Source organism: Pseudomonas sp. SMV71 (assembly GCF_052042015.1).
Classification (GTDB): Bacteria; Pseudomonadota; Gammaproteobacteria; order Pseudomonadales; family Pseudomonadaceae; genus Aquipseudomonas.
Map to the genome: position 1 here is coordinate 1 of NZ_JBKGGU010000030.1, position 24,162 is coordinate 24,162.

At 61.5% G+C, this 24,162-nt stretch carries 26 protein-coding genes; 12 read left to right on the top strand and 14 right to left on the bottom strand.

From position 1 onward, the window contains the following. Window positions 1–426: 426 nt before the first annotated feature. Window positions 427–1,500 (bottom strand): NAD(P)H-dependent flavin oxidoreductase, encoded by a 1,074-nt coding sequence (locus ACLEJQ_RS23785; RefSeq protein WP_440799046.1) that lies wholly within the window; start codon window positions 1,498–1,500, stop codon window positions 427–429. A gap of 149 nt (window positions 1,501–1,649) precedes the next feature. On the opposite strand from ACLEJQ_RS23785, the gene ACLEJQ_RS23790 reads away from it, so the two are divergent. Then, the gene (locus ACLEJQ_RS23790; protein WP_440799048.1) at window positions 1,650–2,138 is read left to right on the top strand and encodes a GyrI-like domain-containing protein; all 489 of its coding nucleotides are present in this window, start codon (window positions 1,650–1,652) and stop codon (window positions 2,136–2,138) included. Here the strand turns inward: ACLEJQ_RS23790 and ada are convergent. From ada to ACLEJQ_RS23815, 5 genes are all read right to left on the bottom strand, one after another. Continuing rightward, a complete protein-coding gene (gene ada / locus ACLEJQ_RS23795; protein ID WP_440799050.1) occupies window positions 2,102–3,175 on the bottom strand; it encodes a bifunctional DNA-binding transcriptional regulator/O6-methylguanine-DNA methyltransferase Ada in 1,074 nt (357 codons plus the stop codon). The genes ACLEJQ_RS23790 and ada overlap by 37 nt on opposite strands. A gap of 88 nt (window positions 3,176–3,263) precedes the next feature. Continuing rightward, window positions 3,264–3,944, bottom strand: coding sequence for a DNA oxidative demethylase AlkB (gene alkB, locus ACLEJQ_RS23800; RefSeq protein ID WP_440799052.1), 681 nt, complete (start codon window positions 3,942–3,944; stop codon window positions 3,264–3,266). Continuing rightward, window positions 3,931–4,647: a 2OG-Fe(II) oxygenase gene (locus ACLEJQ_RS23805; protein WP_440799054.1), complete on the bottom strand. Its 717-nt coding sequence runs from the start codon at window positions 4,645–4,647 to the stop codon at window positions 3,931–3,933. The genes alkB and ACLEJQ_RS23805 overlap by 14 nt, the downstream gene beginning before the upstream one ends. A 276-nt stretch (window positions 4,648–4,923) precedes the next feature. Beyond that, a complete protein-coding gene (locus ACLEJQ_RS23810) occupies window positions 4,924–5,094 on the bottom strand; it encodes a hypothetical protein (protein ID WP_440799056.1) in 171 nt (56 codons plus the stop codon). 30 nt (window positions 5,095–5,124) lie between these two features. Continuing rightward, complete coding sequence (locus ACLEJQ_RS23815; protein ID WP_030142225.1) at window positions 5,125–5,427, bottom strand: DUF1883 domain-containing protein; 303 nt, start codon at window positions 5,425–5,427, stop codon at window positions 5,125–5,127. A gap of 179 nt (window positions 5,428–5,606) precedes the next feature. On the opposite strand from ACLEJQ_RS23815, the gene ACLEJQ_RS23820 reads away from it, so the two are divergent. Together ACLEJQ_RS23820 and ACLEJQ_RS23825 are read left to right on the top strand one after the other, a co-directional pair. After that, a complete protein-coding gene (locus tag ACLEJQ_RS23820) occupies window positions 5,607–5,957 on the top strand; it encodes a hypothetical protein (RefSeq protein ID WP_440799058.1) in 351 nt (116 codons plus the stop codon). A 111-nt stretch (window positions 5,958–6,068) separates the two neighbouring features. Beyond that, the gene (locus ACLEJQ_RS23825; protein ID WP_440799060.1) at window positions 6,069–6,299 is read left to right on the top strand and encodes a hypothetical protein; all 231 of its coding nucleotides are present in this window, start codon (window positions 6,069–6,071) and stop codon (window positions 6,297–6,299) included. A gap of 10 nt (window positions 6,300–6,309) precedes the next feature. Here ACLEJQ_RS23825 and ACLEJQ_RS23830 read toward each other — a convergent pair whose 3' ends face one another. Together ACLEJQ_RS23830 and ACLEJQ_RS23835 are read right to left on the bottom strand one after the other, a co-directional pair. Continuing rightward, window positions 6,310–6,591, bottom strand: a complete 282-nt coding sequence (locus ACLEJQ_RS23830; protein WP_440799062.1) for a hypothetical protein — start codon at window positions 6,589–6,591, stop codon at window positions 6,310–6,312. Window positions 6,592–6,707: 116 nt separating this feature from the next. Then, entirely contained in the window at window positions 6,708–6,917 is a 210-nt protein-coding gene (locus tag ACLEJQ_RS23835; protein ID WP_440799064.1) for a hypothetical protein, read from the bottom strand. Between the two features lie 233 nt (window positions 6,918–7,150). On the opposite strand from ACLEJQ_RS23835, the gene galU reads away from it, so the two are divergent. From galU to ahpF, 4 genes are all read left to right on the top strand, one after another. After that, a complete protein-coding gene (gene galU / locus ACLEJQ_RS23840; protein WP_011061681.1) occupies window positions 7,151–7,990 on the top strand; it encodes a UTP--glucose-1-phosphate uridylyltransferase GalU in 840 nt (279 codons plus the stop codon). 296 nt (window positions 7,991–8,286) lie between these two features. Further along, the gene (gene gorA, locus ACLEJQ_RS23845; RefSeq protein WP_440799066.1) at window positions 8,287–9,642 is read left to right on the top strand and encodes a glutathione-disulfide reductase; all 1,356 of its coding nucleotides are present in this window, start codon (window positions 8,287–8,289) and stop codon (window positions 9,640–9,642) included. A 240-nt stretch (window positions 9,643–9,882) separates the two neighbouring features. Next, window positions 9,883–10,446 (top strand): alkyl hydroperoxide reductase subunit C, encoded by a 564-nt coding sequence (ahpC, locus tag ACLEJQ_RS23850; RefSeq protein WP_339532477.1) that lies wholly within the window; start codon window positions 9,883–9,885, stop codon window positions 10,444–10,446. Between the two features lie 123 nt (window positions 10,447–10,569). Beyond that, the gene (ahpF, locus tag ACLEJQ_RS23855; RefSeq protein ID WP_440799068.1) at window positions 10,570–12,132 is read left to right on the top strand and encodes an alkyl hydroperoxide reductase subunit F; all 1,563 of its coding nucleotides are present in this window, start codon (window positions 10,570–10,572) and stop codon (window positions 12,130–12,132) included. Between the two features lie 193 nt (window positions 12,133–12,325). Here ahpF and gloA read toward each other — a convergent pair whose 3' ends face one another. After that, window positions 12,326–12,847: a lactoylglutathione lyase gene (gene gloA, locus ACLEJQ_RS23860; RefSeq protein ID WP_440799070.1), complete on the bottom strand. Its 522-nt coding sequence runs from the start codon at window positions 12,845–12,847 to the stop codon at window positions 12,326–12,328. Between the two features lie 192 nt (window positions 12,848–13,039). On the opposite strand from gloA, the gene ACLEJQ_RS23865 reads away from it, so the two are divergent. Next, window positions 13,040–13,576, top strand: a complete 537-nt coding sequence (locus ACLEJQ_RS23865) for a DUF4946 domain-containing protein (protein ID WP_440799072.1) — start codon at window positions 13,040–13,042, stop codon at window positions 13,574–13,576. Window positions 13,577–13,673: 97 nt separating this feature from the next. Here ACLEJQ_RS23865 and ACLEJQ_RS23870 read toward each other — a convergent pair whose 3' ends face one another. Both ACLEJQ_RS23870 and ACLEJQ_RS23875 read right to left on the bottom strand, forming a co-directional pair. Next, window positions 13,674–14,039: a histone-like nucleoid-structuring protein, MvaT/MvaU family gene (locus ACLEJQ_RS23870; RefSeq protein ID WP_440799074.1), complete on the bottom strand. Its 366-nt coding sequence runs from the start codon at window positions 14,037–14,039 to the stop codon at window positions 13,674–13,676. A gap of 305 nt (window positions 14,040–14,344) precedes the next feature. Further along, the gene (locus ACLEJQ_RS23875; protein ID WP_440799076.1) at window positions 14,345–15,214 is read right to left on the bottom strand and encodes a LysR family transcriptional regulator; all 870 of its coding nucleotides are present in this window, start codon (window positions 15,212–15,214) and stop codon (window positions 14,345–14,347) included. A gap of 184 nt (window positions 15,215–15,398) precedes the next feature. Between ACLEJQ_RS23875 and ACLEJQ_RS23880 the strand changes: the two genes are divergently transcribed. Both ACLEJQ_RS23880 and hppD read left to right on the top strand, forming a co-directional pair. Continuing rightward, on the top strand, window positions 15,399–16,343 hold the full coding sequence (locus ACLEJQ_RS23880; RefSeq protein WP_440799079.1) for a DMT family transporter: 945 nt from the start codon (window positions 15,399–15,401) through the stop codon (window positions 16,341–16,343). A gap of 250 nt (window positions 16,344–16,593) precedes the next feature. After that, window positions 16,594–17,670 carry a 4-hydroxyphenylpyruvate dioxygenase gene (hppD, locus tag ACLEJQ_RS23885; protein WP_440799081.1) on the top strand — a complete coding sequence of 359 codons (1,077 nt, stop codon included), beginning with the start codon at window positions 16,594–16,596 and terminating at the stop codon, window positions 17,668–17,670. A gap of 117 nt (window positions 17,671–17,787) precedes the next feature. On the opposite strand, the gene rarD is transcribed toward hppD, so the two are convergent. The 3 genes from rarD to ACLEJQ_RS23900 all read right to left on the bottom strand — a co-directional run bounded on the left by rarD (window position 17,788) and on the right by ACLEJQ_RS23900 (window position 21,362). Next, on the bottom strand, window positions 17,788–18,672 hold the full coding sequence (gene rarD, locus ACLEJQ_RS23890) for an EamA family transporter RarD (RefSeq protein WP_440799083.1): 885 nt from the start codon (window positions 18,670–18,672) through the stop codon (window positions 17,788–17,790). Between the two features lie 161 nt (window positions 18,673–18,833). Then, window positions 18,834–19,847 (bottom strand): aldo/keto reductase, encoded by a 1,014-nt coding sequence (locus tag ACLEJQ_RS23895; protein WP_440799085.1) that lies wholly within the window; start codon window positions 19,845–19,847, stop codon window positions 18,834–18,836. A 204-nt stretch (window positions 19,848–20,051) separates the two neighbouring features. Beyond that, window positions 20,052–21,362, bottom strand: coding sequence for an MFS transporter (locus ACLEJQ_RS23900; protein ID WP_440799087.1), 1,311 nt, complete (start codon window positions 21,360–21,362; stop codon window positions 20,052–20,054). 191 nt (window positions 21,363–21,553) lie between these two features. Here ACLEJQ_RS23900 and ACLEJQ_RS23905 point away from each other — a divergent pair, with 191 nt between their 5' ends. Continuing rightward, window positions 21,554–22,678: a sugar diacid recognition domain-containing protein gene (locus tag ACLEJQ_RS23905; protein ID WP_440799089.1), complete on the top strand. Its 1,125-nt coding sequence runs from the start codon at window positions 21,554–21,556 to the stop codon at window positions 22,676–22,678. Window positions 22,679–22,985: 307 nt separating this feature from the next. Continuing rightward, window positions 22,986–24,122, top strand: a complete 1,137-nt coding sequence (locus tag ACLEJQ_RS23910) for a glycerate kinase (protein ID WP_440799091.1) — start codon at window positions 22,986–22,988, stop codon at window positions 24,120–24,122. Window positions 24,123–24,162 lie beyond the last annotated feature (40 nt).

The following is a 24,162-nucleotide window of genomic DNA, read 5'->3' on the forward strand; positions in this document are numbered from 1 at the left end:
ATGCCGGGATGCCCACTACGCAATGCCTGCGTTCGGCCTTCGTGGTTAACGGGGCCCGAAGATCAAAAGCCAAAGCAAAAGCGAGGCGGCCTACGGCCGACCTGACTTTCCGGTTGTGCCTGGAGCCATCTGTGGGAGCAAAGCTTGCTCGCGAAGGCGTCAGCCCAGACACCCCCAAACCCGTGGCGAGGGAGCTTGCTCCCGCTCGGCTGCGCAGCAGTCGCAAAACCGGCTCATGCGGTCTGCCTGGAAAATGCAGGGGCCTGCTTCAGGCCAGCGGGAGCAAGCTCCCTCGCCACATCGGGGTTGTTTCGGGTCGAAATCAGCGAGCAACCACAGGGGACCTGTTGGCAAATGGAAAATGGTGCCCTGGCTCAAACCTGTAGGAGCCTGCTCGCGATAGCAATCGATCAGCCAATACCCGCCTCAGGCCTTACCCCGGCCATGCAGCAACGCCAACGCCTCCTCAGCCAACCGCCGAGTCAGTTCAGCGCTTGGCAACTCGCGGCCCATGGGAAACGCCTGGCCCGCCCAAAGGTTGCTGAAATCCTCTTCGTCCTTGGCCCGTAGCGGCATCAAGGCGCCCCCGGCCAGGGGAAAAGCCGGCGCCAGCGGGCTCATCGGCCCGACTTCACGCATTACCCGGTTGACGATGCCTCGGGCTGGGCGGCCGGTGAACAGGTTGGTGACGGCGGTCTGGCTTTCCCTGGCCGTGCGCAGTGCCCGGTGGTGCGAGGCGCTGATCTTGGCCTCCGGTGTGAACAGGTACGCACTGCCCAGTTGCACCGCTGACGCGCCAAGGGCGAAGGCGGCGACAATCCCGCGCGCATCGCCGATACCACCGGTGGCGATGACCGGCACTTTCACCGCGTCCACCACTTGAGGCAGCAAGGCAAACAGGCCGACCTGGGTATTGAGGTCGTCGCTGAGAAACATCCCGCGATGGCCGCCGGCTTCGTAGCCCATGGCGATGATCGCGTCACATCCGTGCTGCTCCAGCCAGATCGCTTCTTCGACGGTGGTCGCCGACGAGAGAATTTTCGCCCCGGTGGCTTTCACCCGGTCCAGCAGGGACCGCTCCGGCAGGCCGAAATGGAAGCTCACCACCTTGGGGCGCAATTCTTCCAGCACCCGGCAGGCCGCGTCATCGAATGGCGTGCGGTTGGACACCGGCGTTGGCGCTTCGAAATCCGCACCCAGTTCCTCATAGTAGGGCTTGAGCCGCTGCTTCCAGGCCTCGGCTTGCTGCTCGTCGAACACCGGCGGCTGGTGGCTGAAGAAGTTCACGTTGAACGGTCTGTCGGTCTGTTCGCCGATGGTCGTCAGCGCCTGGCGCAATTGCTCGACGTCGAGCATCGCCGCTGGCATCGAACCGAGCCCGCCGGCGTTGCAGGTCGCGACGACCATCGCCGGCCCGGTCACCCCAGCCAACGGTCCCTGGATTATCGGCAGCTCGATACCGAGCAGATCAAGGATGCGGGTGTCTGGCCACTGGCTCATGTGCGGGTCTCCGACGGCAGAAGGAAAGAAGCGTTTTTAGCAGGTGTAGGGCGGCGAGGGCCAGTCGAGTTTTTCAATCGGGCGCGAACCTATGATCCCGGCGGCGGGATCGCTAACATGGGCGCCTCACTGATCAAGGAGGCTGATTCATGGACGTAAAGCTCAAGACCGTCGAACCTTTCACCGTGGCCGGCTTGCAGGTGCGCACCCGCAACACCGACGAGCAGCAACCCGACACGGCGAAGATCGGCCCGATGTGGCAGCAGTTTTTCACCGAGGGCCTGTTCGACACGATCCCGGCCCGGCAGTCGGAGTCGTTCGTCTACGGGGTGTATTCCAATTACGAGTCCGACGCCACCGGCCATTTCGACGTGACCGCTGGCGTGCAGGTGGATGCGACGAGTGCCGGCTACCCCGCCGTAAACATTGAAGGCGGGGATTACCTGGTGTTCTCGGCCAAGGGCCCTATGCCTGACTGCGTGATCCAGACCTGGGGACTGATCTGGGCGTATTTTGCCGACAACCCGCAAACCCTGCGCCGTTTCACCACCGATTTCGAGGTCTACAACAGCCCCGATTCGGTGGCGATCTACATTGGCGTTCAGTCTCCCGACGAGCGTTCCAGCGCCAGCAGTTGACGCTTGCGCTCCACGCCCCAGCGATAGCCCGACAGGTTGCCGTCGCTGCGCACCACCCGGTGGCAGGGAATCGCCACCGCCAGGCTGTTGGCCCCGCAAGCCTGGGCCACGGCGCGCACCGCTTTGGGCAGGCCGATGCGCTGGGCGATCTCGGCGTAGCTGGCAGTGCTGCCCGGCGGGATCTCCCGCAAGGCCTGCCAGACGCGTTCCTGGAAGGCTGTACCGCGCACGTCCAGAGGCAGGTCCAGGCCCAGCGCCGGTGCCTCGATGAAGCCTACCACCTGAGCGATCAACTGCTCGAACTCGCGGTCGGCGCCGATCAGGTTGGCGCGGCGGAACTTGTCTTGCAGGTCTCGCACCAGTGCGTCCGGGTCGTCGCCCAGCAGAATCGCGCACACGCCGCGCTCGCTTTGCGCCACCAGAATCGCACCGAGAGAGCATTGGCCGACGGCAAAGCGGATGTCGGTGTTCTGTCCGGCGGCGCGGTAGTCGGTGGGTTTCATGCCGAGCACTTTGTCGGCAGCTTCATAGAAGCGGCTGTTGGAGTTGAAACCGGCGTCGTACAGCGCTTCGGTGATGGTGCCGCCATCGGCCAGGCGTTCGCGCAGCTTGCGTGAGCGGTGCGCGGCGGCATAAGCCTTGGGCGTCAGGCCGGTGACCGCCTTGAAGACCCGATGGAAATGAAACGGGCTCAAGCCCGCCGTGCGTGCCAGCTCGTTCAGGCCGGGGAGTTCTTCAGCCGCTTCGATCTGCCGACAGGCCGCCGCGACGCGGGCGGCTTGCTGGGTGGCGATCTGGGTCTGGTCCCGCGCCGGGCGTTTACTGGGGCGATACCCCGCCGCCTGGGCTTGTTCCGGGGTGTCGAAGAACTCGACGTTGCGCGGATTGGGCAGCCGCGACAGGCTGCTGGGGTGGCAATAGATACCGGTGGTCTTCACCCCGTAGACGAATTGCCCGTCGGCGCGCGGATCCCGGGCGAGTACGGCGGCCCAGCGCGGATCCAGTTCAGGGGCGAAATTGTTTGAAGTGTTGTTCATGGTCGTTATGTCCATTGGCCCGTTTTGCCTACAGTAGCGAGCCGGTGGGGCTGCGACACTCCGGGTCTTGCGGTCGAATTCTGCAACGTCAGCCGGCGGTACGAAACGTCAGGTTGATCCGCTGTGCGCCCAGGCGCGGGTGCTGTCCTGGCTTGAGCGGCAGCACGCCGTGGTAACGCAACCGGTCGACGCCGCCCCAGACTACGATGTCGCCATGGAACAGCGGGACGCGCAGGCTCTTGTCGCTGCGCTCGAACCCGCCGAACTGAAACACCGCCGGCAGGCCCAGGGACATCGAGACGATGGGTGCGCTGAAATCACGTTCGTCCTTGTCCTGGTGCAAGGACATCCGTGCGCCGGGCACGTAGCGGTTGATCAGGCAGGCATCGGGCTCGAAATGTTCGAACTGCGCCGTTGCGGCGGCGGCCTGGGCCAGCTCGCGAAACAGCGTCGGCATGGCCGGCCAGGGTCGGCCCGTCTGCGGGTCCTTGCGAGTGTAGCGGTAACCACTGCGGTCGGTGGTCCAGCCCAGCGCCCCGCAGCTGGTCAGGGCTACCGACATAGTGAAGCCGCCGGGTGTGACCATCTGCCGGAACGGTGCCGCCTGCAACACCGCCTCCAGCTCCGGCAGCAAACGGTCCAGCCAGGGCAGGGCGAAGCCGCGCAACACGAACGATTGCTGGCCGATGCGTTCGGCCTGGCCGAGCGTAGTGGGCGCCTGATCGGCGAACAGGTCCGGGGTGATGGGCGTGTCATCACTGCGCATCATGAAAAATGATTCCTAAAGTGTGCCGTCTGCCGCTGTGCACGCGGCTGACGCCATGGCGCATGTTCACTCGATAATAACCGCGAACACCTTTGACGGGCCGTTGGTGCACGGCAAATACCAGCGCATCGCCTTGTTTCAGATCGATGACCTGCGGTCGCGACTGCATGCGTGGACGTTGTTCGGTGAGGACGAATTCTCCCCCGGTAAAGTCCCGGCTTGGTTCTGACAGCAGGATCGCGACCTGCAACGGGAACACTTGCTCGCCATACAGATCCTGGTGCAAACAGTTGTAGTCCTGCGGGCCGTATTGCAGCAACAACGGGGTTGGCCGCGTTTGCCCGGCGGCATGGCAACGCTGGATAAAGTCGGCATGTTCGTCGGGGTACCTTCCTTCGATGCCCATGCATTCATTCCAGCGGTTCGCCAGTGGCACCAAATGTGGATACAGCGACTGACGCAGTTGCTGGACGATATCAGGCAGTGGATAGCGAAAGTACTGGTACTCGCCACGGCCGAACCCGTGACGGGCCATGATCACCCGGGAACGAAAGTTATCCGGCTCGGCGTACAGGCAGGTGAGCGTTTGGCATTGGCTGGCCGACAGCAGGTTGCGGATGATTGCACTGCCGTCCTGGTGGAGGGATTGCTCGAGGTGCGGCCAGTCCAGAGGGTGGATGCAGTGGGTCAATGTGGGCGAGGACATGAAGGCAATCCTTGGTGGAAAGGATCGGTCAGTCTGGCAAACGCTTGGACGGTGGCCACTCCGGATCTTGCGGTGCAATAGCACCCACCAGCGCTGGCACGACGCACCCCCTGTGGCGAGGGAGCTTGCTCCCGCTCGGCTGCGCAGCAGTCGTAAACCTGCCGACGCGCTCTAGCTGGAAAAACTTCGTCGACCTTATCGGGGCGGCTTCGCCCGAGGCGTCGGACCGTCCCAGCGGGGAGCAAGCTCCCTCGCCACAGGGAGCGGATTGTGCAACTACAACGGCTTGCTGACCCTGACCTCGCTGATCACATCACCGGTCTGGCCATGCATTGCCTCCAGCACTGCCCGGGCTTCTTCCTTGCTGCCGGTTTTCAACTGCGCGAATTCGAAGCGGCGTTCGTCGTTGAGCTTGTACTTGATGACGTATTTGGTCGTCTGGTCCACGGTTCGGCCTGTCTGGGTGGGTGGCTGATCTCAGCTCAGCTTCGAGCTGGAGCGCCGGATGATCTTGATCTTGTGGGTCAGGGTCGGCTTACGGGTGACGCTGATCGCACGGCGGCTGACGGTGTCGATGGTGATGTTCCAGAAGCCGGTGCTCGGTGCGGTGATCCTGGCCGGGAACGTGTCGAACGCGCCGCCGTGGTAAGTATGCCGGCCGCCATTCTTGAAGCTGCGGAAGTTGGCGTCGTTCATCAGGCGAATGTTGCACATTTGCGAGCATTCGATGACGACGATGTCGTCTTCGTTCAAGTGCTCGCGCTGATGGATGAATTTCATGGGCGCCTCCAGAAGGGCTTTTTCTACAAAATCAAACGATAGCAAGGACAACGGCGTGCAGTTTATCAGCACCGGGGAGTAATATCCGACCCGCCGCCGCGAGGGCAGAAAATAAAGAGGGCACGCGCCGGAGAAAAACCGCGTTTGCACTGTCGGAGGGTCTTTACCGGAGGAATCATATGAAGCGTAGCGTGTGGATGTTGGCATTGGCCTTGGGTGGATGTGCATCAGTATCGGACATCAACCAGACGCCGCCCACCATGAGCTTCATCTCCGGCAAGAAACCCCACGAGTACGCCAAGTGTGTCGCCGACAGACTGGCCGACAGTCGCGGTTCGTTGCAAATGGAGCCGCACAAGAACGGTGTCCGGGTGATCGTCCCAGGCAGGTTGTCCTCAATGCCGGCGGCGGTGTTCGACATCGAAGAGCGCTCCAGTGGCAGCAGCGTCAAGCTGCACGAAAGCCTGTCCAATGTCCCTGTACGCCCAGGCGATGTGCAGGAGGCGGCCAACGCCTGCATCTCCGGTTGAGCGCGACCCTGACCCTGACGAGCCGGCCGGGCATCGGATAAACTGTCGGTCTCGATAAAAAAATGCCGCCACGGTCTACGTTGGCGGCATTGTCATTTCCGGAGTCAGTCGATGAAACGCGAGCAGGTGCGTGAGCGCCATGCGCAAGGGCTTATCTGCGCTACCCATGTGATCCAGAATCCGGCGAGCCCCGGTGAATGGATCGTGTTTTTCAAGAAAAGCGCCGGGCGCAGCTTTTTCCTGGTGGATGACCAGGACGAAGTCGAATCCTTCAACTGTCTCGACGACCTGATCGAGACCGTCCGCGGGCTGGGTATCAAGTTCGCCGAGATCCACATCTGAGCTCACGCGCCTACTTGCACACCACCACGACGCTGCGGGTCGTGTAGTTGCCCACGTCGACCCCCAGGGTCTTGTCGCTGTCCTTGGCCTGGGGCGTGCCCTCGGTGCCGACGATACGATAGCCGGTGCCGGCGCAGGACGCATCGGCCTTCTCGTAGCAAGTGGCCCAGGAATTGGCCTCGCCCGAGCAGTCGATCTCCAGGCCTTGCTCGCCGTTGTCCAGGTAGGTTTTTTCCGCCGAGGCACAGCCCGCCAGGGCCAGGACTGTAAACAGTGCCAGAAGTGTTTTCATGGGGTCGTCATCAAAAAGGGAGGGGCAGGGGCGAGGGTATAGCGAACGGCCATTCCGGTACAGCTAAAACAAGCCTCGCTCAACGCACATCGGGCATCGACCGCAGGCTTGCCAGTCTACTTCTTGCGGCGGGGACTGCGTGGAGCGGTCTCGCGCTCCCTGGCCGGGGCAGAACGGTCGTCCTGGAACACCGCTGCCACTTCCACCGCCATGGCCTTGCTGGGCAAGGGGCCAGCGACCTGCTCGCCGTGGTAGTTGATAATCCACCACTGGCCATCCTTGTCCTGGCTGACCGAATAACCGTTTGCGTTTCTTGTTGCCGACATCTAGCTGCCTCGTTGGCGGGATCAGGGGCGCCATGATACGCCAAATGCTCGCAAACAGTGCCCATGAGCGTACAGTGAGACCGTTGCGCCATCGAACCGAAAGCCGATTGAACTATCTGGCAGTTTTTATTTCTCTATGATGGCATCGGTTGGCCAGTGCGGGCATTGTAAGGTGCCCGCCGCCTGATTAGACTGCGCCGAAACTCGTACATACCGCCTTTTCAAGGACTTATATGATCAAGAAATGCTTGTTCCCAGCAGCCGGTTACGGTACTCGCTTCCTGCCAGCGACTAAAGCCATGCCCAAAGAAATGCTGCCGGTGGTGAACAAGCCACTGATCCAGTACGGCGTCGAAGAAGCCCTCGATGCGGGCCTGAACGAAATTTCCATCGTGACCGGCCGTGGCAAGCGTGCCCTGGAAGACCATTTCGACATCAGCTACGAGCTGGAAAACCAGATCAAGGGCACCGACAAGGAAAAATACCTGGTCGGCATCCGTAAACTGCTGGACGAGTGCTCGTTCTCCTACACCCGCCAGACCGAGATGAAAGGCCTGGGCCACGCGATCCTGACTGGCCGTCCGCTGATCGGTGACGAACCGTTCGCCGTGGTGCTGGCGGACGACCTGTGCGTCAACCTCGAAGGCGACGGCGTGCTGACCCAGATGGTCAAGCTGTACAAGCAGTTCCGCTGCTCGATCGTTGCGATCCAGGAAGTCGACCCGCAGGAAACCAACAAGTACGGCGTCATCGCCGGCGAAATGATCCGCGACGACATCTACCGCGTCCACAGCATGGTTGAAAAACCCAAGCCTGAAGATGCGCCGTCCAACCTGGCGATCATTGGTCGCTACATCCTGACGCCGGACATCTTCGACCTGATCGAACAGACCGAGCCAGGCAAGGGCGGTGAGATCCAGATCACCGACGCCCTGATGAAGCAGGCCCAGAACGGCTGCGTCATGGCCTACAAGTTCAAGGGCAAACGTTTTGACTGTGGCGGCGCCGAAGGTTATATCGACGCCACCAACTTCTGCTTCGAGAATTTCTACAAGACCGGCAAGGCTTACTGACAGCCCGCGCCACGCCTTGAAAAAACGCCCCGACTGGTTCGGGGCGTTTTTTTTTGCAGCCCGTCGCGGACCATGACGAGGGAGCTTGCTCCCGCTGGGCGCGTAGCGCCCCAATAACCATCATCCTCAGGCCGGAAGGCGTCTGCTTCGCAGCCGAGCGGGAGCAAGCTCCCTCGCCACAGGCGCCAACCGTGAGTCCCTGGGCTGGCTTTATCATTTTCCGCCCCCATAACCATCGCAACGCTGCCTTGCGGCAGAACTGCGGGTATGCTGATGGTCTGCCGAAGGAGAAAGAAATGGCCTACGATTTTGACTTGTACGTGATTGGCGCCGGTTCCGGCGGGGTGCGGGCTGCGCGGTTTGCCGCCGGTTTCGGGGCGAAGGTGGCCGTGGCGGAAAGCCGCTACCTGGGCGGCACCTGCGTGAACGTGGGTTGTGTGCCGAAGAAGCTGCTGGTCTACGGTGCGCATTACGCCGAGGAGTTCGAGCAGGCGTCGGCCTATGGCTGGACAGCAGGCGAGGCGAGTTTCGATTGGCCCACGTTGATCGCCAACAAGAACCGGGAGATCAATCGCCTCAACGGGATCTATCGCAACCTGCTGGTCAACAGCGGCGTCGTGCTGCATGAGGGGCACGCCAGGATCACCGGGCCCCATGAGGTCGAGATCAACGGCCAGCGTCACACCGCCCGGCACATCATGATTGCCACGGGGGGCTGGCCGGTGATTCCTGACATTCCGGGGCGCGAGCATGCCATCAGCTCCAACGAGGCGTTTTTCCTCAAGCAACTGCCCAAGCGCGTGCTGGTGGTGGGCGGTGGCTACATTGCCGTGGAGTTCGCCGGGATTTTCCACGGCATGGGCGCGCAAACCTCGTTGCTTTACCGGGGCGACCTGTTTCTGCGCGGCTTTGACGGCGCGGTACGCAAGCATCTGGCGGAAGAACTGACCCGTCGCGGCCTGGACCTGCAATTCAACGCCGACATAGAGCGCATCGACAAGCTGGACGACGCCAGCCTGCGGGTGGCGCTCAAGGACGGTCGTACGTTGCTCACCGACTGCGTGTTCTACGCCACCGGCCGGCGCCCGATGCTCGACAACCTGGGGCTGGAGAACACCGGCGTCACGCTGGATGAGAAGGGCTTCGTGCAGGTCAACGAGCAATACGAGACTGCCGAGCCGTCGATCCTGGCGATCGGTGACGTGATCGGTCGCGTGCAACTGACGCCGGTTGCCCTGGCCGAAGGCATGGCGGTGGCGCGGCGGCTGTTCAAGCCTGAGCAGTATCGCCTGGTGGATTACCGCATGATCCCCACCGCCGTGTTCAGCCTGCCGAACATCGGCACGGTGGGCCTGACGGAAGAGCAGGCCCGGGAGGATGGGCATGAGGTGCAGATTTTCGAAAGCCGTTTCCGGCCGATGAAGCTCACCCTGACCGAGTGCCAGGAACGGACCTTGATGAAACTGGTGGTGGACGCCCGCACCGACAAGGTCCTGGGCTGCCATATGGTCGGGCCGGACGCCGGCGAAATCGTCCAGGGCCTGGCAATCGCGCTCAAGGCCGGCGCCACCAAGCGGGACTTCGATGAAACCATCGGCGTGCATCCCACCGCTGCGGAAGAGTTCGTGACCATGCGCACCCCCCGCGCCTGAACCCCAGTACCACGGCCACCTCAAGCAAGGCTGCAATCTTTTTGACCTTTGGCTCGGCAGTCGAGTCCCAAGCAAGCAACAGGATTGCAGCCTGCAACCAGCTGCACAGATTTCTTCTATCTATATAGATTCCTGATAGCCAAAACCAATCATTCGCATGAGCTTTGCCAATGAGCCAGCCGGGGAATGAGTGGGTAAGCTTCACCCATCAACTTTTCAACCCTGACGGAGAAACACCCGATGCCTATCATCAACAGCCAAGTCAAACCGTTCAAAGCTACTGCCTTCAAAAACGGCGCATTCGTCGATGTATCGGACGCTGACCTGAAAGGCAAGTGGTCGGTCGTGTTCTTCTACCCGGCTGACTTCACCTTCGTCTGCCCAACCGAGCTGGAAGACCTGGCCGACAACTACGCCGAATTCCAGAAACTGGGTGTCGAGATCTACAGCGTGTCGACCGACACTCACTTTGCCCACGCGGCCTGGCACAACACTTCGCCAGCCATCGGCAAAATCCAGTACACCATGATCGGCGACCCGACCCTTGCCATCTCCCGCAACTTCGACGTGCTGATCGAAGAAGCTGGCCTGGCTGACCGCGGTACTTTCGTGATCAACCCTGAAGGCCAGATCAAGATCGTCGAAATCAACGACGGCGGTGTAGGCCGTGACGCTTCCGAGCTGCTGCGCAAGATCAAGGCTGCTCAATACGTTGCCGCTCACCCGGGCGAAGTTTGCCCAGCCAAGTGGAAAGAAGGCGAGGCCACCCTGGCTCCGTCCCTGGACCTGGTCGGCAAGATCTAAGACCGTGAGTCCTTTGAGGGCGGTCATCCGCACTTAAGCAAGCCGCACCGCCCACAAAAAACGCCCGGGCGAGATTCGCTCGGGCGTTGTTTTTTCTGAAATTCAAAAATGGAAATCGCCCGTATGTTGGACGCCAATCTTAAAGCTCAGTTGAAGTCATACCTGGAACGGGTCACCCAGCCGATCGAGATCGTTGCATCCCTCGACGACGGTGCGAAATCCCAGGAAATGCTCGCGTTACTCAAAGACGTTGCCAGTCTTTCCAACCAGATTACCTTGCTCGACAACGGCAACGATGCGCGCAAGCCTTCGTTCTCGTTGAACCGCCCTGGGGCCGATATCAGCCTGCGCTTCGCCGGTATTCCCATGGGCCATGAATTCACTTCGCTGGTGCTGGCCTTGCTGCAAGTCGGCGGCCATCCTTCGAAGGCCAGTGTCGAAGTCATCGAGCAGATCCGCGCCCTGAAAGGCGAATTCAACTTCGAGACTTACTTCTCGCTGTCGTGCCAGAACTGCCCGGACGTGGTCCAGGCCCTGAACCTGATGGCAGTGTTGAACCCGAACATCCGTCACGTTGCCATTGACGGTGCGCTGTTCCAGGCCGAGGTCGACGAACGCCAGATCATGGCCGTACCGAGCATCTACCTCAACGGCGTGAACTTCGGCCAGGGTCGTATGGGCCTGGAGGAAATCCTCGCCAAGATCGACACCAGCGGCATCGAGCGCCAGGCAGAGAAAATCAGTGCCAAGGACGCCTTTGATGTGCTGGTGGTCGGCGGCGGCCCGGCCGGTGCTTCGGCGGCGATCTATGCCGCGCGTAAAGGCATCCGCACCGGCGTTGCGGCCGAGCGTTTCGGTGGCCAGGTGCTCGACACCATGGCGATCGAGAACTTCATCTCGGTCCAGGAAACCGAAGGCCCGAAACTGGCGGTCGCCCTGGAAGAACACGTCAAGCAGTACGACGTGGACATCATGAACCTGCAACGCGCCGATGCGCTGGTGGCGGGTCGGGACGGCGCGCTGCACGAAATCCGTTTCGCCAGTGGCGCAAGCCTCAAGGCCAAGACCGTGATCCTGGCGACCGGTGCCCGCTGGCGCGAAATGAACGTGCCGGGTGAGCAGCAATACCGCAACAAAGGTGTGGCGTACTGCCCGCACTGCGACGGTCCGCTGTTCAAAGGCAAGCGTGTGGCGGTGATCGGCGGTGGTAACTCCGGCGTCGAAGCGGCCATCGACTTGGCCGGTATCGTGGCCCATGTCACCTTGCTGGAGTTCGATGTGCAACTGCGTGCCGACGCCGTGCTGCAGCGCAAGCTGCACAGCCTGCCGAACGTGACGGTGATCACCAACGCCCAGACCACCGAAGTGACCGGCGACGGCCAGAAAGTCAACGGCCTGCGCTACAAGGACCGTCCAAGCGGTGAATTGCGTGACGTGGCGCTGGAGGGGATCTTCGTGCAGATCGGCCTGTTGCCCAACACTGATTGGCTCAAGGGAACCGTCGAGCTGTCGCCGCGTGGCGAGATCATCGTCGATGCCCGGGGTGAAACCTCGATCCCTGGCGTGTTCGCCGCCGGTGACGTGACCACCGTGCCGTACAAACAAATCGTGATCGCCGTAGGCGAGGGTGCCAAGGCCTCGTTGAGCGCCTTCGATCACCTGATCCGTACCTCCGCCCCGGCCTAACAAGCTCAAAGCGGGAAAAACAAAACCCCATGGGCCTGGCCCATGGGGTTTTTTTATTGGGTTTTCACATCCACCACCAAACCCTGTGGGAGCGAGCTTGCTCGCGATGGCGGTCTGTCAGTTGATATCGATATGACTGATCTGAAACCATCGCGAGCAAGCTCGCTCCCACAATGGTGGAATCCAGTGCTGCTTAGAGCGGCGCAGGCTGGATGATTTCGACCCAGTAGCCATCCGGGTCCTTGATGAAGGCCAGGCTCTTCATGCGTCCATCGCTCAGGCGTTTCTGGAAATCGCAGCCCAGCGCTTCAAAGCGCTCGCAGGCGGCGACGACATCCGGTACGGAGATGCAGATGTGACCGAATCCGCGTGGGTCGGTGTTGCCGTTGTGGTAGGCAAACGCCGGATCGATTTCAGTCCCGTGGTTGTGGGTCAATTCGAGGATGCCCGGGATCGATTTCATCCATTCGGTACGAGCTGCTGCATCCGCCGGGATCTGCTTTTTGTCCACCAGGGCCAGGAAATACAGGCTGAATTCGGCTTCCGGGAAGTCGCGTTTTTCCACCAGAGAAAAACCCAGCACGCGAGTGTAAAAGTCCAGGGACCGAGTGATGTCCTTGACCCGCAACATGGTGTGGTTGAAGACGAATTGCGCGGTTGCAGCATCAGGTTGAGCAGTGACGCCAGGGACAGTGTCGAGTTCGTGCAGGCTCATGGGCCCTCCGGAAAATAAGTGGGGCAAACGGCGTCGCAGCCAAGTGCGACGGTTCCTGGGCTTGCGTAAACGGCTTCCTTGCAGCTGCGCCCATGATACGCAAGGGGCGCGGCATCGCCAAACCGTGTGTGGCTATTGCCTGGTTCTGCCCGGGGCTTCAGACTTTACGATTCATCCTTGAGTGCCCTTGCAATGATTCGACCGTTCCTCTGGCTGTTTGTCTCGTCGTTTGCCGCAGTCGCCAGTGTTGGCGCCTGGGCAGACGAGCCGCAGGTTGCCTGGCCGCAGGGTTGGTTCGTCGAGGCGCTGCCTTCCGGCGTGTCGGTCTCGACGCCAGCGACAGCGACCCAGCGCCAGCGCGCGACCAAAAACGACCCGGCGGGCAACGCGCTGATGGTCATGGAACTGACGACGACAACGGTCGAGCCCGATCACCAGGTCAACTTGCAAGGTGTGTTGCTGGAGATGCGTAAATCAATCCAGAAGGATTTTTTCCAGAGCGGTTACCAGAGTGTCTGCAATAAGATTCATGCATCCATGTTGGGCGGGGTAACTGCACTGGAGACCACTTGCACGATCACGCAAAACGGAAGGCATGTTCTGTCGCAGACACTGGTCGCGGCACTAAATGGCGGCAAGGCCTACGTGCTGTCCTATGCCGGACAGGCACAGGTGTATGTTGAAAGCCAGAATGAAATACAGTCGGTACGAAACAGCCTGAAACTTTAAGGCCTTCGGCGTAATACCTTCGGACTAATCCTGAAGTTCAGCCCATAAAAAAGCCCTGATCCAGTCAGGGCTTTTGTTTCATCGAAGTGACGTCGGCTCAGCCGCGCAGCCAGGAATCAACAGTCTTCGCGCCGTATTGTTCTTTCCAGGCTTTGAGGCCGCGGTGGTTGCCGCCCTTGGTCTCGATCAATTCACCGGTGTGCGGGTTCTGGTAGACCTTCACCACGCGCGCGCGGCGGGTTTTGACAGGCTTGCCCGACTGCTGGCCAGCCTTGGACGGGGTCGGCTCGAGGATCGCGACGATGTCGCGCAGGCTCTTGCCGTAGCTTTTCATCAGGCCCAGCAGCTTTTCTTCGAATTCAATTTCTTTCTTGAGCCCGGCATCATTCTTCAACGATTCCAGCTGCTTGAGCTGTTCTTGAAGGGCCTTTTCGGCTGCGCGAAATTCAGCGAGTCTGGACAAAATCGTTACTCCAATCAGATTATTTGGCTGATATCACCGCTAACAAAGCAATAAGCCAAGCGCCTTGAAGCGACTCGGTGATAATGAATCACCTGCTATCCAGCACAGGTAAAAAAATTGTAGTAGTTAAAGCGAAAAGTGTAAATCGTAACTTTTGCGTTATGTAACAACAGCGACTGTTCTTAACAGCGCAGCTGTGATCGTCAATTGGCCGGCGACGGGTAATTGCCATTAGTGCGGATCAGAAGCTGTATGAAGTACGAACCGCTATTGCGGTAGAACAAGTAGAAAACTCGCTGGAAAGTTCAGCGCTTTGACTGGCAGGCCAGTTCAATAAACGCTCGAGTGGCGGGGGAGGCCTGACGGCTGTCCAGCACCGCGAGGCCAATCTGGCGCGGCACCGGCGGCGCCAAGGGCCGGGTGATGAAGCCCGGATGATCATTTTCCGGCAGCGAACCCTCGGAAACGACGCTCACCGCTTCGCCGCGTCGGACCACATCCAGTGTGCTGAGCAATTGTGAGCAACGATAGCGCACGTTGGGTGTGAGCCTGGCGGCGTTGAACAGGCGCGTGACCAGTTCCGACGATCCGGCCTCGGTGAGCACGAAAGGGTCGTTGCACAGTTCCGCGAGGCTCAAACTGGCCTGGTCTGCGAGGGGATGACGTTCGGGCAACAGGGCGACCATTTGGTCTTCCATCAGTGCGAACGTATCGAAACGGTCCTCGGGCAATACCACGAAGCCAACGTCAATCCGCCGTTCATCCAGCCATTGGACCACCTGCCTGTCCGGTCCTTCGTCGATGTGCACTTCAATGCCCGGATGCAGAGCGCGGTAGCGTTGCAGGATGGCGGGTAGCAGTTTCATCGACGACGTCGGCCCGAACGAGCCGATGCGCAAGGTGCCACGGCGCATGCCCCGGGCATCGGCGGCTTCCTGGCGCAAGGTGTTGGCCAATCCGAGCATGGCCCTGGCTCGCAGCAGCAGGCGCTCACCGATGTCGCTGAGCTCCACCTGGGCCTGATGCCGGCGGAGCAATTCGACGCCGAGCTCCTGCTCCAGGGACCGGATGGCATGGGATACCGCCGACTGTCCGATGCCCAGTCGCGTTGCCGCAGCGGTGAAACCGCGTAGCTCGGCGACCAGGGAGAAGATTTCCAATTGGGTCAGGGTCATGAGTGTTTGCTCATTTTACGATGAATGATCATGAGGCAAACAATACGCCAACCCAACCCCACGCGATACCGGCGAGGGAGCTTGCTCACGCTGGGGTGCGAAGCAGCCCCTCGATTGCCGGGCCCCTGCGCGGTCCAGCGGGAGCAAGCTCCCTCGCCACGTCCGATTGACCTTCAGGTGAACCATGAACGCTTTGGAACAAACCGCACCAACCCCATCCGACCTGCCGGTCTACCTGAAGCTCGCCATGGTCACCATGATCTGGGGCGGGACCTTCGTGGCCGGCAGGATGCTGGCCGACGCCCTGACACCGCTGTTCGCGGCCAGCCTGCGCTTCCTCTTGGCTAGCATCGCGTTGCTGCTGTTCCTGGCAATGGCCAGGATCGCGCTGGTCAGGCCCAGCATCAAGCAAGGGCTGCAATTGGCCGCGTTGGGTTTTTTCGGGATCTTTTTCTACAACCTGTGTTTCTTCTACGGTCTGCAACATATCAATGCATCGCGGGCCTCGTTGATCGTGGCGCTGAACCCGGCGGTGATCGGGCTGGCATCCTGGTGTCTGTTCAAGGAGCGCCTGGGCCGGCTGAAAGTGGCGGGCATCGTGCTGTGCATTGGCGGGGCGGGGCTGGTGATCGTCAGTCGCGACCCATCCCTGTTGCACGATGCCCCGCAGAGTTGGATCGGCGATCTGTTGATATTCGGATGCGTGCTGGGCTGGGGCATCTATTCGCTGTTTTCCAAAGGCCTGAACGCAAGCCTTGGCCCCTTGCAGACGGTGACCTGGTCGATCCTGCTGGGTACGTTGATGTTGTGGCTGGCCTGCGCGGTCTCGGGTGAGGTGCGCGTCGAAGCATTGCGCGGCCTGGACCTGCGGCAGTGGCTGAGCCTGTTGTACCTCGGCGTGCTCGGTTCGGCCCTGGCCTACATCGCCTGGTACGACGGCATCCGCCGGATTGGCGCGACGCGTTCCGGGGTGTTCATCGCGCTCAATCCACTGACGGCGGTATTGCTGGGGGCACTGTTATTGGACGAACGGTTCACCGCGCTGATGTGCGTGGGCGGCGGGCTGATCCTGACGGGTATTTTCCTCTGCAACAAACCTCTTGCGCGGGCCCCAGGAAGGGCGGTTTGATACAGAAGGCGGACAAATTCGGTTACGCTGTGTAGAATCGATTTACGCATATAAGAATAACGTCTTCTGGCAGCAGAAGCCTCGCCCGCAAGAGCCTTGGGTCGACAATGAAGATACTTGGGTTTCAACTGATCTACGGCGATTACCTCGCCCGCAGCGTTCGCGGTATTTCCTGCGCGCCACCCTGTGCCTCCAGCATCGCCAGCAACTAACGTTTCCTGTTAATTGATACGCATGATGAGGCGCCGACATGGCAGATCTATACGAAAATCCCATGGGCCTGATGGGCTTTGAATTCATCGAATTCGCATCCCCGACCCCCAATACCCTGGAGCCGATCTTCGAGATCATGGGCTTCACCAAGGTGGCGACCCACCGTTCCAAGGACGTGCACCTGTATCGCCAGGGCGCGATCAACCTGATTCTCAACAACGAGCCCCACAGCGTGGCCTCGTACTTTGCCGCCGAGCACGGTCCGTCGGTCTGCGGCATGGCGTTCCGGGTCAAGGATTCGCAGCGGGCCTACAAGCGTGCCCTGGAACTCGGCGCGCAACCGATCCACATCGAGACCGGTCCAATGGAGTTGAACCTGCCGGCGATCAAAGGCATCGGCGGCGCGCCGCTGTACCTGATCGACCGTTTTGGTGAAGGCAGCTCGATCTATGACATCGATTTCGTGTTCCTCGAAGGCGTAGACCGTCACCCGGTGGGCGCCGGCCTGAAAATCATCGACCACCTGACCCACAACGTGTACCGCGGCCGCATGGCCTACTGGGCGGGCTTCTACGAGAAGCTGTTCAACTTCCGCGAGATCCGTTACTTCGACATCAAGGGCGAATACACCGGCCTGACGTCCAAAGCCATGACCGCCCCGGACGGTATGATCCGCATCCCGCTCAATGAGGAGTCGTCCAAGGGCGCCGGGCAGATCGAAGAGTTCCTGATGCAGTTCAACGGCGAAGGCATCCAGCACGTGGCCTTCCTCACCGATGATCTGGTCAAGACCTGGGACGCGTTGAAGAAGATCGGCATGCGCTTCATGACCGCCCCGCCAGACACCTACTACGAAATGCTCGAAGGCCGCCTGCCGAACCACGGTGAACCAGTGGCCGAACTGCAATCGCGCGGCATCCTGCTGGACGGCGCTTCCGAGCAGGGCGACAAGCGATTGCTGCTGCAGATCTTCTCGGAGACCCTGATGGGACCGGTGTTCTTCGAGTTCATCCAGCGCAAGGGTGACGATGGTTTTGGCGAAGGCAACTTCAAGGCGCTGTTCGAATCCATCGAGCGCGATCAGGTGCGTCGGGGTGTGCTCACCACCGAGTGATCGTCGAATGATGAAAAAGCCCGCCCGGCAGTGATGCCGGGCGGGCTTTTTATTGCCGACGTCTTCAAGACCCTGTGGGAGCGAGCCTGCTCGCTCCCACAGGGGAAAGGGTGCTGTTCAGGTGCGGCGCTGTTGCCGCATCAGGTGCTTGAACCCTTCGAACACCAATACCGCCACGGCCAGCCAGATCGGGATGTAGGTCAACCACTCGCCGGCCTTGATGCTTTCACCCAGCAACAGCGCCACACCCAGCAGCAACACCGGTTCGACATAACTCAACAACCCGAACAGACTGAACGGCAGCAGACGGCTGGCGATGATGTAGGACACCAGCGCCGAAGCACTGATCACCCCGAGCAACGGGATCAGCAGCGCCAGCCATGGGTGCTGGTCGAATACATTGAAACCTTGTTCGCCGCTCTGCACGAACCAGAGTGCCACCGGCAGCATCAGTGTCATGTCGAGCCAGAGGCCGCCCAGGTTGTCGGTCTTGATGCGTTTGCGCAGGATGAAATAGATCGGGTAACCGATCACCACCAGCAAGGTTGCCCAGGAAAAACCCCCGACCTGGTACAGCTCGTTGAATACCCCCAGGGTGGCGAGGAACACTGCGATCTTTTGCAGGTATGACAGGCGTTCGCGGTAGACGATGCGCCCGGTCAGGACCATCGACAGCGGCAGCAGGAAATACCCCAGCGACACATCCAGGCTATAGCCATTGAGCGGCGCCCACATGAACAGCCACAGTTGCGCGCCCATCAGCGCCGACGAAGCGATCGCCGCGAGCAACAGCCAAGGCGTGGCGAGCAGGCGCCCGAGTAGCTGGGTGACGAGTTTCCATTCCCGGGTCACCAGCATGAACACGGTCATGCAGGGCATGGTCAACAGCATGCGCCAGCCAAAGATCTCCACGCCGGTCAGCGGTGAAAGCAGCGAGGTGTAGTAGTACATGACAGCGAACAGCGCAGAGGCCGAGACTGATAGAGCGATGCCTTTGGACACTGAGGCCTCTTATTAGCTGGGTTGATGCACGATGGGGCAAGGTATTACCTGTGGCGAGGGAGCTTGCTCCCGCTCGGCTGCGAAGCGGCCGTCAATGAGGTCCGCTACGCGGCCCGGCGGGAGCAAGCTCCCTCGCCACAGGATTTGCACTTCAATGAGGCTTATGACGTACGCGGCACGCGTCCCGGCACGAAGTGGCTCACGTCATTGAACCCTGGCGTCGAGGCGTGTCCCGGTGTCACCAGCGAATCGATGAAAGCTTCATCCTGCGCCGTGATCTCCACCGCCTGCGCTTTGGTATAGGTGTCCCACTGTTGCTCGGTGCGCGGGCCGACGATGGCCGAAGTCACGGCGCTGTTGTTCAGGACCCAGGCGATGGCGAATTCGACGATGCCCACGCCCCGACCCTGGGTGTACTGCTGGATCTGCTGGGCGATGCGCAGCGACTCGACCCGCCATTCGGTTTCCAGGATGCGCTTGTCCTGCCGTCCGGCGCGGCTGTTGGCATCCGGTGCGACGTCGGGCGCGTACTTGCCGCTGAGCACGCCACGGGCGAGGGGGCTGAAGGGCACCACGCCGAGGCCATAGTTCTGCGCGGCGGTGATTTGCTCGGTTTCGGCTTGGCGGTTGACGATGTTGTACAACGGTTGGCTGATCACCGGCCGGTCGATGCCCAGGCTGTCGGCGATCCGGATCACCTCGGCGATGCGCCAGCCACGGTAGTTCGACAAGCCCCAGTAGCGGATCTTGCCCTGGCGAATCAGATCGCCGATGGCCGACACGGTCACGTGCAATGGGGTGCTGTGGTCTTCGCGGTGCAGGTAATAGATGTCCAGGTAATCGGTGCCCAAGCGCGTCAGGCTGGCCTCGATGCCGTTGAACAGATGCTTGCGGCTCAGGCCGCTGCGGTTGGGCATGCCGTCCGGCGGGCCGAAGCCGACCTTGGTGGCGAGCACCCATTCGTGACGATGGCGGGCGATGGCCTCGCCGACGATTTCTTCGGAGCGACCACCGGTGTAGACGTCCGCGGTGTCGATGAAATTGATGCCCTGGTCCCAGGCCTTGTCGATGATCCGCAGCGATTCCTCGGTGCTGGTCTGTTCGCCGAACATCATCGTGCCCAGGGTCAGTGTCGAGACGTGCAACCCGGAATGGCCTAGCGTGCGGTAGCTCATGACAAGATCCTTTTCATCGAGGGGAAAGGCCAATCAAACCCCAGAACCACCGCATGGATCAAACAGATTTATCAAACACCCTTAATCCCTGTGGGAGCGAGCTTGCTCGCGATGACGGCAGGTCAACCGACATTGATACCGACTGGTCGAACGCTATCGCGAGCAAGCTCGCACCCACAAAAAGCTTTCCATAGGGAATCGGCGTCAGGCCCTTAGGGTACGCGTCATGCGCAACGCCAGCAGGCTGCCGGCCACGATCACCCCGGCCAGTACGTACAGCGCGGCGTCGGTAGAACCGCTGGCATCCTTGACCCAGCCCACCAGGTACGGACTGAGAAAACCGGCCATCTGTCCCATGGAATTGATCAGCGCCAAGCCGCCGGCTGCGGCGCCGGCGCTGAGCAGGGCGGTGGGCACCGGCCAGAACATCGGCAGGCCGGTGAGGGCGCCCATGGTGGCGATGGACAGGCCGATAATCGCGACGCTCGGGGTGCTGGCGAAATTGACCGCGATCAGCAGCCCGGCCGCGCCCATCAGCATCGGCACTACCAAGTGCCAGCGACGCTCCTTGCGCAGGTCCGCCGAGCGGCCCACCAGCAACATGAACAGCGCCGCCAACAGGTATGGAATCGCGCTCAGCCAGCCGATCACCAGGTTATCGGCAAAGCCCAGGCTCTTGATGATCGACGGCAGCCAGAAGTTGATCGCGTACACGCCGCTCTGGATACAGAAATACACCAGGCCAAACGCCCAGATCGCCGGGTTCCTGAACACCGCCAGCAAGGAATCGCTGCTGGTCTTCGGTTTGTTCGCCAAGTCTTCGGCATGGTCGGCGGTGAGCACGGCGCGTTCGTGGTCGGTCAGCCACTTGGCGTTGGCGAAGGTGTCGCTGAGCAGGAAAAACGCCAGCGCCCCAAGCAGCACCGTCGGCAGGCCTTGCAGCAGGAACATCCACTGCCAGCCCGCCAGGCCGCCCTGGCCCGCGCCGAAGTGGTTGAGGATCCAGCCGGAAAACGGGCTGCCCAACAGGCCCGAGACCGGAATGGCGGACATGAACAGCGCCATGATCCGGCCCCGGCGAAACGTCGGAAACCATTGCGAGAGGTACAACACCACGCCCGGGAAGAACCCGGCCTCGGCTGCGCCGGTGAGCAGCCGCAGGGTGTAGAACCCGGTGGGCGTGGTGACGAACAGCAGGCAGGTCGACAATGTGCCCCAGGTGATCATCATCAGCGCGATCCAGCGCCGTGGGCCGAACTTGTTCAGGGCCAGGTTGCTCGGTACGCCGCACAGCACGTAGCCGATGAAGAATATCCCGGCACCGAGGCCGTACACGGTTTCGCTGAACTTCAGCGCATCGAGCATCTGCAACTTGGCGAAGCCAACGTTGACCCGGTCAAGGTAGTTGAACAGGTAGCAGATGAAGATGAAGGGGATCAGACGCAGGGTGATGCGTCTGTAGACGCTGCTTTTTTCGTCGGGAGTAGCCAGGAGGGCTGTTGCGCTCTGGGACATGGCGGGTCTCTCTTTATTATGATTTTTGCGAGCCAGGGGGTAACGTTGACCGCCCCTTGAGTCTCGGCCAGCCCAAGGGCCCGTGTCTTTGTGCCGGCGCACAGGGTTTGGTCGAAGAGCCTGTGCGTCTGACCAACGTTCGGGCATGACGCTCAAAAATAACCATCAACGCCGCTGCAAGGAACCCGCTGATGTTCGAACTCGATCACGACCTGGCGCAGGACATCGTCGACCGGGCGATGGCGATCCTGCCGTTTAACGTCAACGTCATGGACAACCAGGGTCTGATCCTCGGCAGTGGCGAGCGTGAACGGGTCAATACCCGGCATGAGGGCGCGCAACTGGTGCTGGCCAACGGTCGGGTGGTGGAGATCGACGAACACACGGCGCAGCACCTCAAGGGCGTGCAACCGGGAATCAACCTGCCGCTGATGCTCGATCAAAGGCTGATCGGCGTGTTGGGCATCACCGGCCAGCCTGAGCAGTTGCGCACCTATGCCGAACTGGTGCGCATGACCGCCGAGATGCTGCTGGCTCAGCGCAACCAGCAGGCCGAGCAGCAATGGCGCCGCCAGCGCTGCGATGATTTGCTGGCGTTGTTGCTGGGCGATGCCGGTGACTCGCCGCGGCTGTTGGACGAAGCGCGGCAGATGGGCCTCAAGCCACAATTGTCTCGGGTGCCGTATCTGTTCGAACTGGGCCTGGAACACGGGCCAGGGCAGACCGTCGAGACCTTGAGCGCCTGGTTGATGTCCCGCTACCCGGACAGCTGGTGCCTGACCTCGTCGAAATCCTCGTTGCTCTGGTGCCGGCCGGTCAGCGCTTCGGTGGAGAACGAGCGGTTGCTGGGCAAGCTCGATGGGTTGGGTTGGAGCATTCTGCGCATAGCGGTAGGTGGGCAGGCTGAGGGACTGGCGGGGTTGCGCCGGTGCTATCGGCGGGTGGCCGACCTGCTGGCCTACGGACGCGATGTATTGCCGCAATCACGGCTGTTGGCCCTCAGCCGTTATCGCCTGCCGGTGCTGCTCTGGCGCCATCGCAGCGACGATGCCCTCGACGAACTGCTGACACCGTTGCGCAAGGTCATCGCCAAGGACAGCAACGGCCAGTTGCTCGCGACCCTGCGCTGCTGGTGCGACCACGACGGCCAGAGCCAGGCCTGCGCCGAAGCCCTGGGCATTCATCGCAACAGCCTGCGCTATCGCATGGAACGCATCGCCGAACTCAGCGGCGTCGACCCGTTGCGGCTGGATGGGATGCTGGCGTTGTACCTGGGGGTGCAGTTGTTGCCGCAAACCGAAAGCCCACCGCTATGACCCTGTGGGGGCGAGCCTGCTCGCGACGGCGGAGGTCCATTCAACCGGGGAGTGCCAGCCATACCGCTATCGCGAGCAGGCTCGCTCCCACAGTGGATCGGCGTTGCACGCAGGACCGGAGTTCACAACAGTTCCCCTGTGGGAGCGAGCCTGCTCGCGATGAGGCCTTCGGCAGCACAACGACTCCCGCGACCGAACCCACCCTTTGTAAAATTGAACAATAATCCCCCCAGTCTTTTGTGCGGCAGACCGGCGTCACGGTGGCGGTCAGCTGGCAGCATGCTGTGCATCGGAACCGGAGAATAAAATGAAAATAATCATCGCCCCCGACTCGTTCAAGGACAGCCTCAGCGCCCAGGGCGTGGCCGATGCGATTGCCCGGGGGCTGGCCCAGGTCTGGCCCGATGCGCGGTTGGTCAAGTGCCCGATGGCTGACGGCGGGGAAGGGACGGTGGAATCGGTACTGGCTGCCTGCAACGGCCAGTGGCGACGCAACCGGGTCCAGGGTCCGCTGGGTGTCGCCGTCGAGGCGCGCTGGGGCTGGTTGTCCGAGAGTCGCACCGCGATCATCGAAATGGCGGAGGCCAGCGGTTTGCAGTTGGTGCCGCCGGGGCAGCGGGATGCTTGCATCAGCAGCACCTACGGCACGGGTGAGCTGATTCGCGCCGCGTTGGACGCGGGCGCCGGGCGGGTGATCCTGGCCATCGGCGGCAGCGCCACCAATGACGGCGGAGCCGGTGCAATGCAGGCGCTCGGCGTGGCGTTGCTCGATGAACAGGACAACCCGCTGCCACCCGGCGGCCTGGCCCTGGCAAAACTGTCGCGCATCGACCTGAGTGGCTTGGACCCGCGCCTGGTCCAGGTCAGTTTCGAGATCGCCGCCGACGTCGATAACCCGCTGTGCGGGCCCCACGGTGCCTCCGCGGTCTTCGGTCCGCAGAAAGGTGCTTCGGTCGAGCAGGTGCGGCAACTGGATCAGGCCTTGGGCCACTTTGCCGAACATTGTGCCCAGGCGTTGAACAAGGATGTCCGCGACGAACCGGGCAGTGGCGCCGCCGGTGGCCTGGGCTTCGCGGCCAAGGCTTTCCTGGGGGCGCAATTTCGCACCGGCGTCGATGTGGTTGCACAACTGACCGGCCTGGCCGAAGCGATCAACGGCGCCGACCTGGTGATCACCGGTGAGGGCCGTTTCGACGCCCAGACCCTGCGTGGCAAGACTCCCTTTGGCGTGGCCCGCATTGCCCGTGAGCACGGCGTACCGGTGGTGGTCATCGCCGGCACGCTGGGAGAGGGCTATGACGCACTGTATGAACACGGCATCGACGCGGCCTTTGCCTTGACCAGCGGGCCGATGACCTTGCAAGACGCCTGCGCCGAGGCCCCACGTCTGCTAACCGAGCGCGCCCGGGATGTTGCCCGGCTCTGGCGGATCGCGGCGCAATAGCCCGCCTGGCGCAAATCCCCCGTGGCGAGGGAGCTTGCTC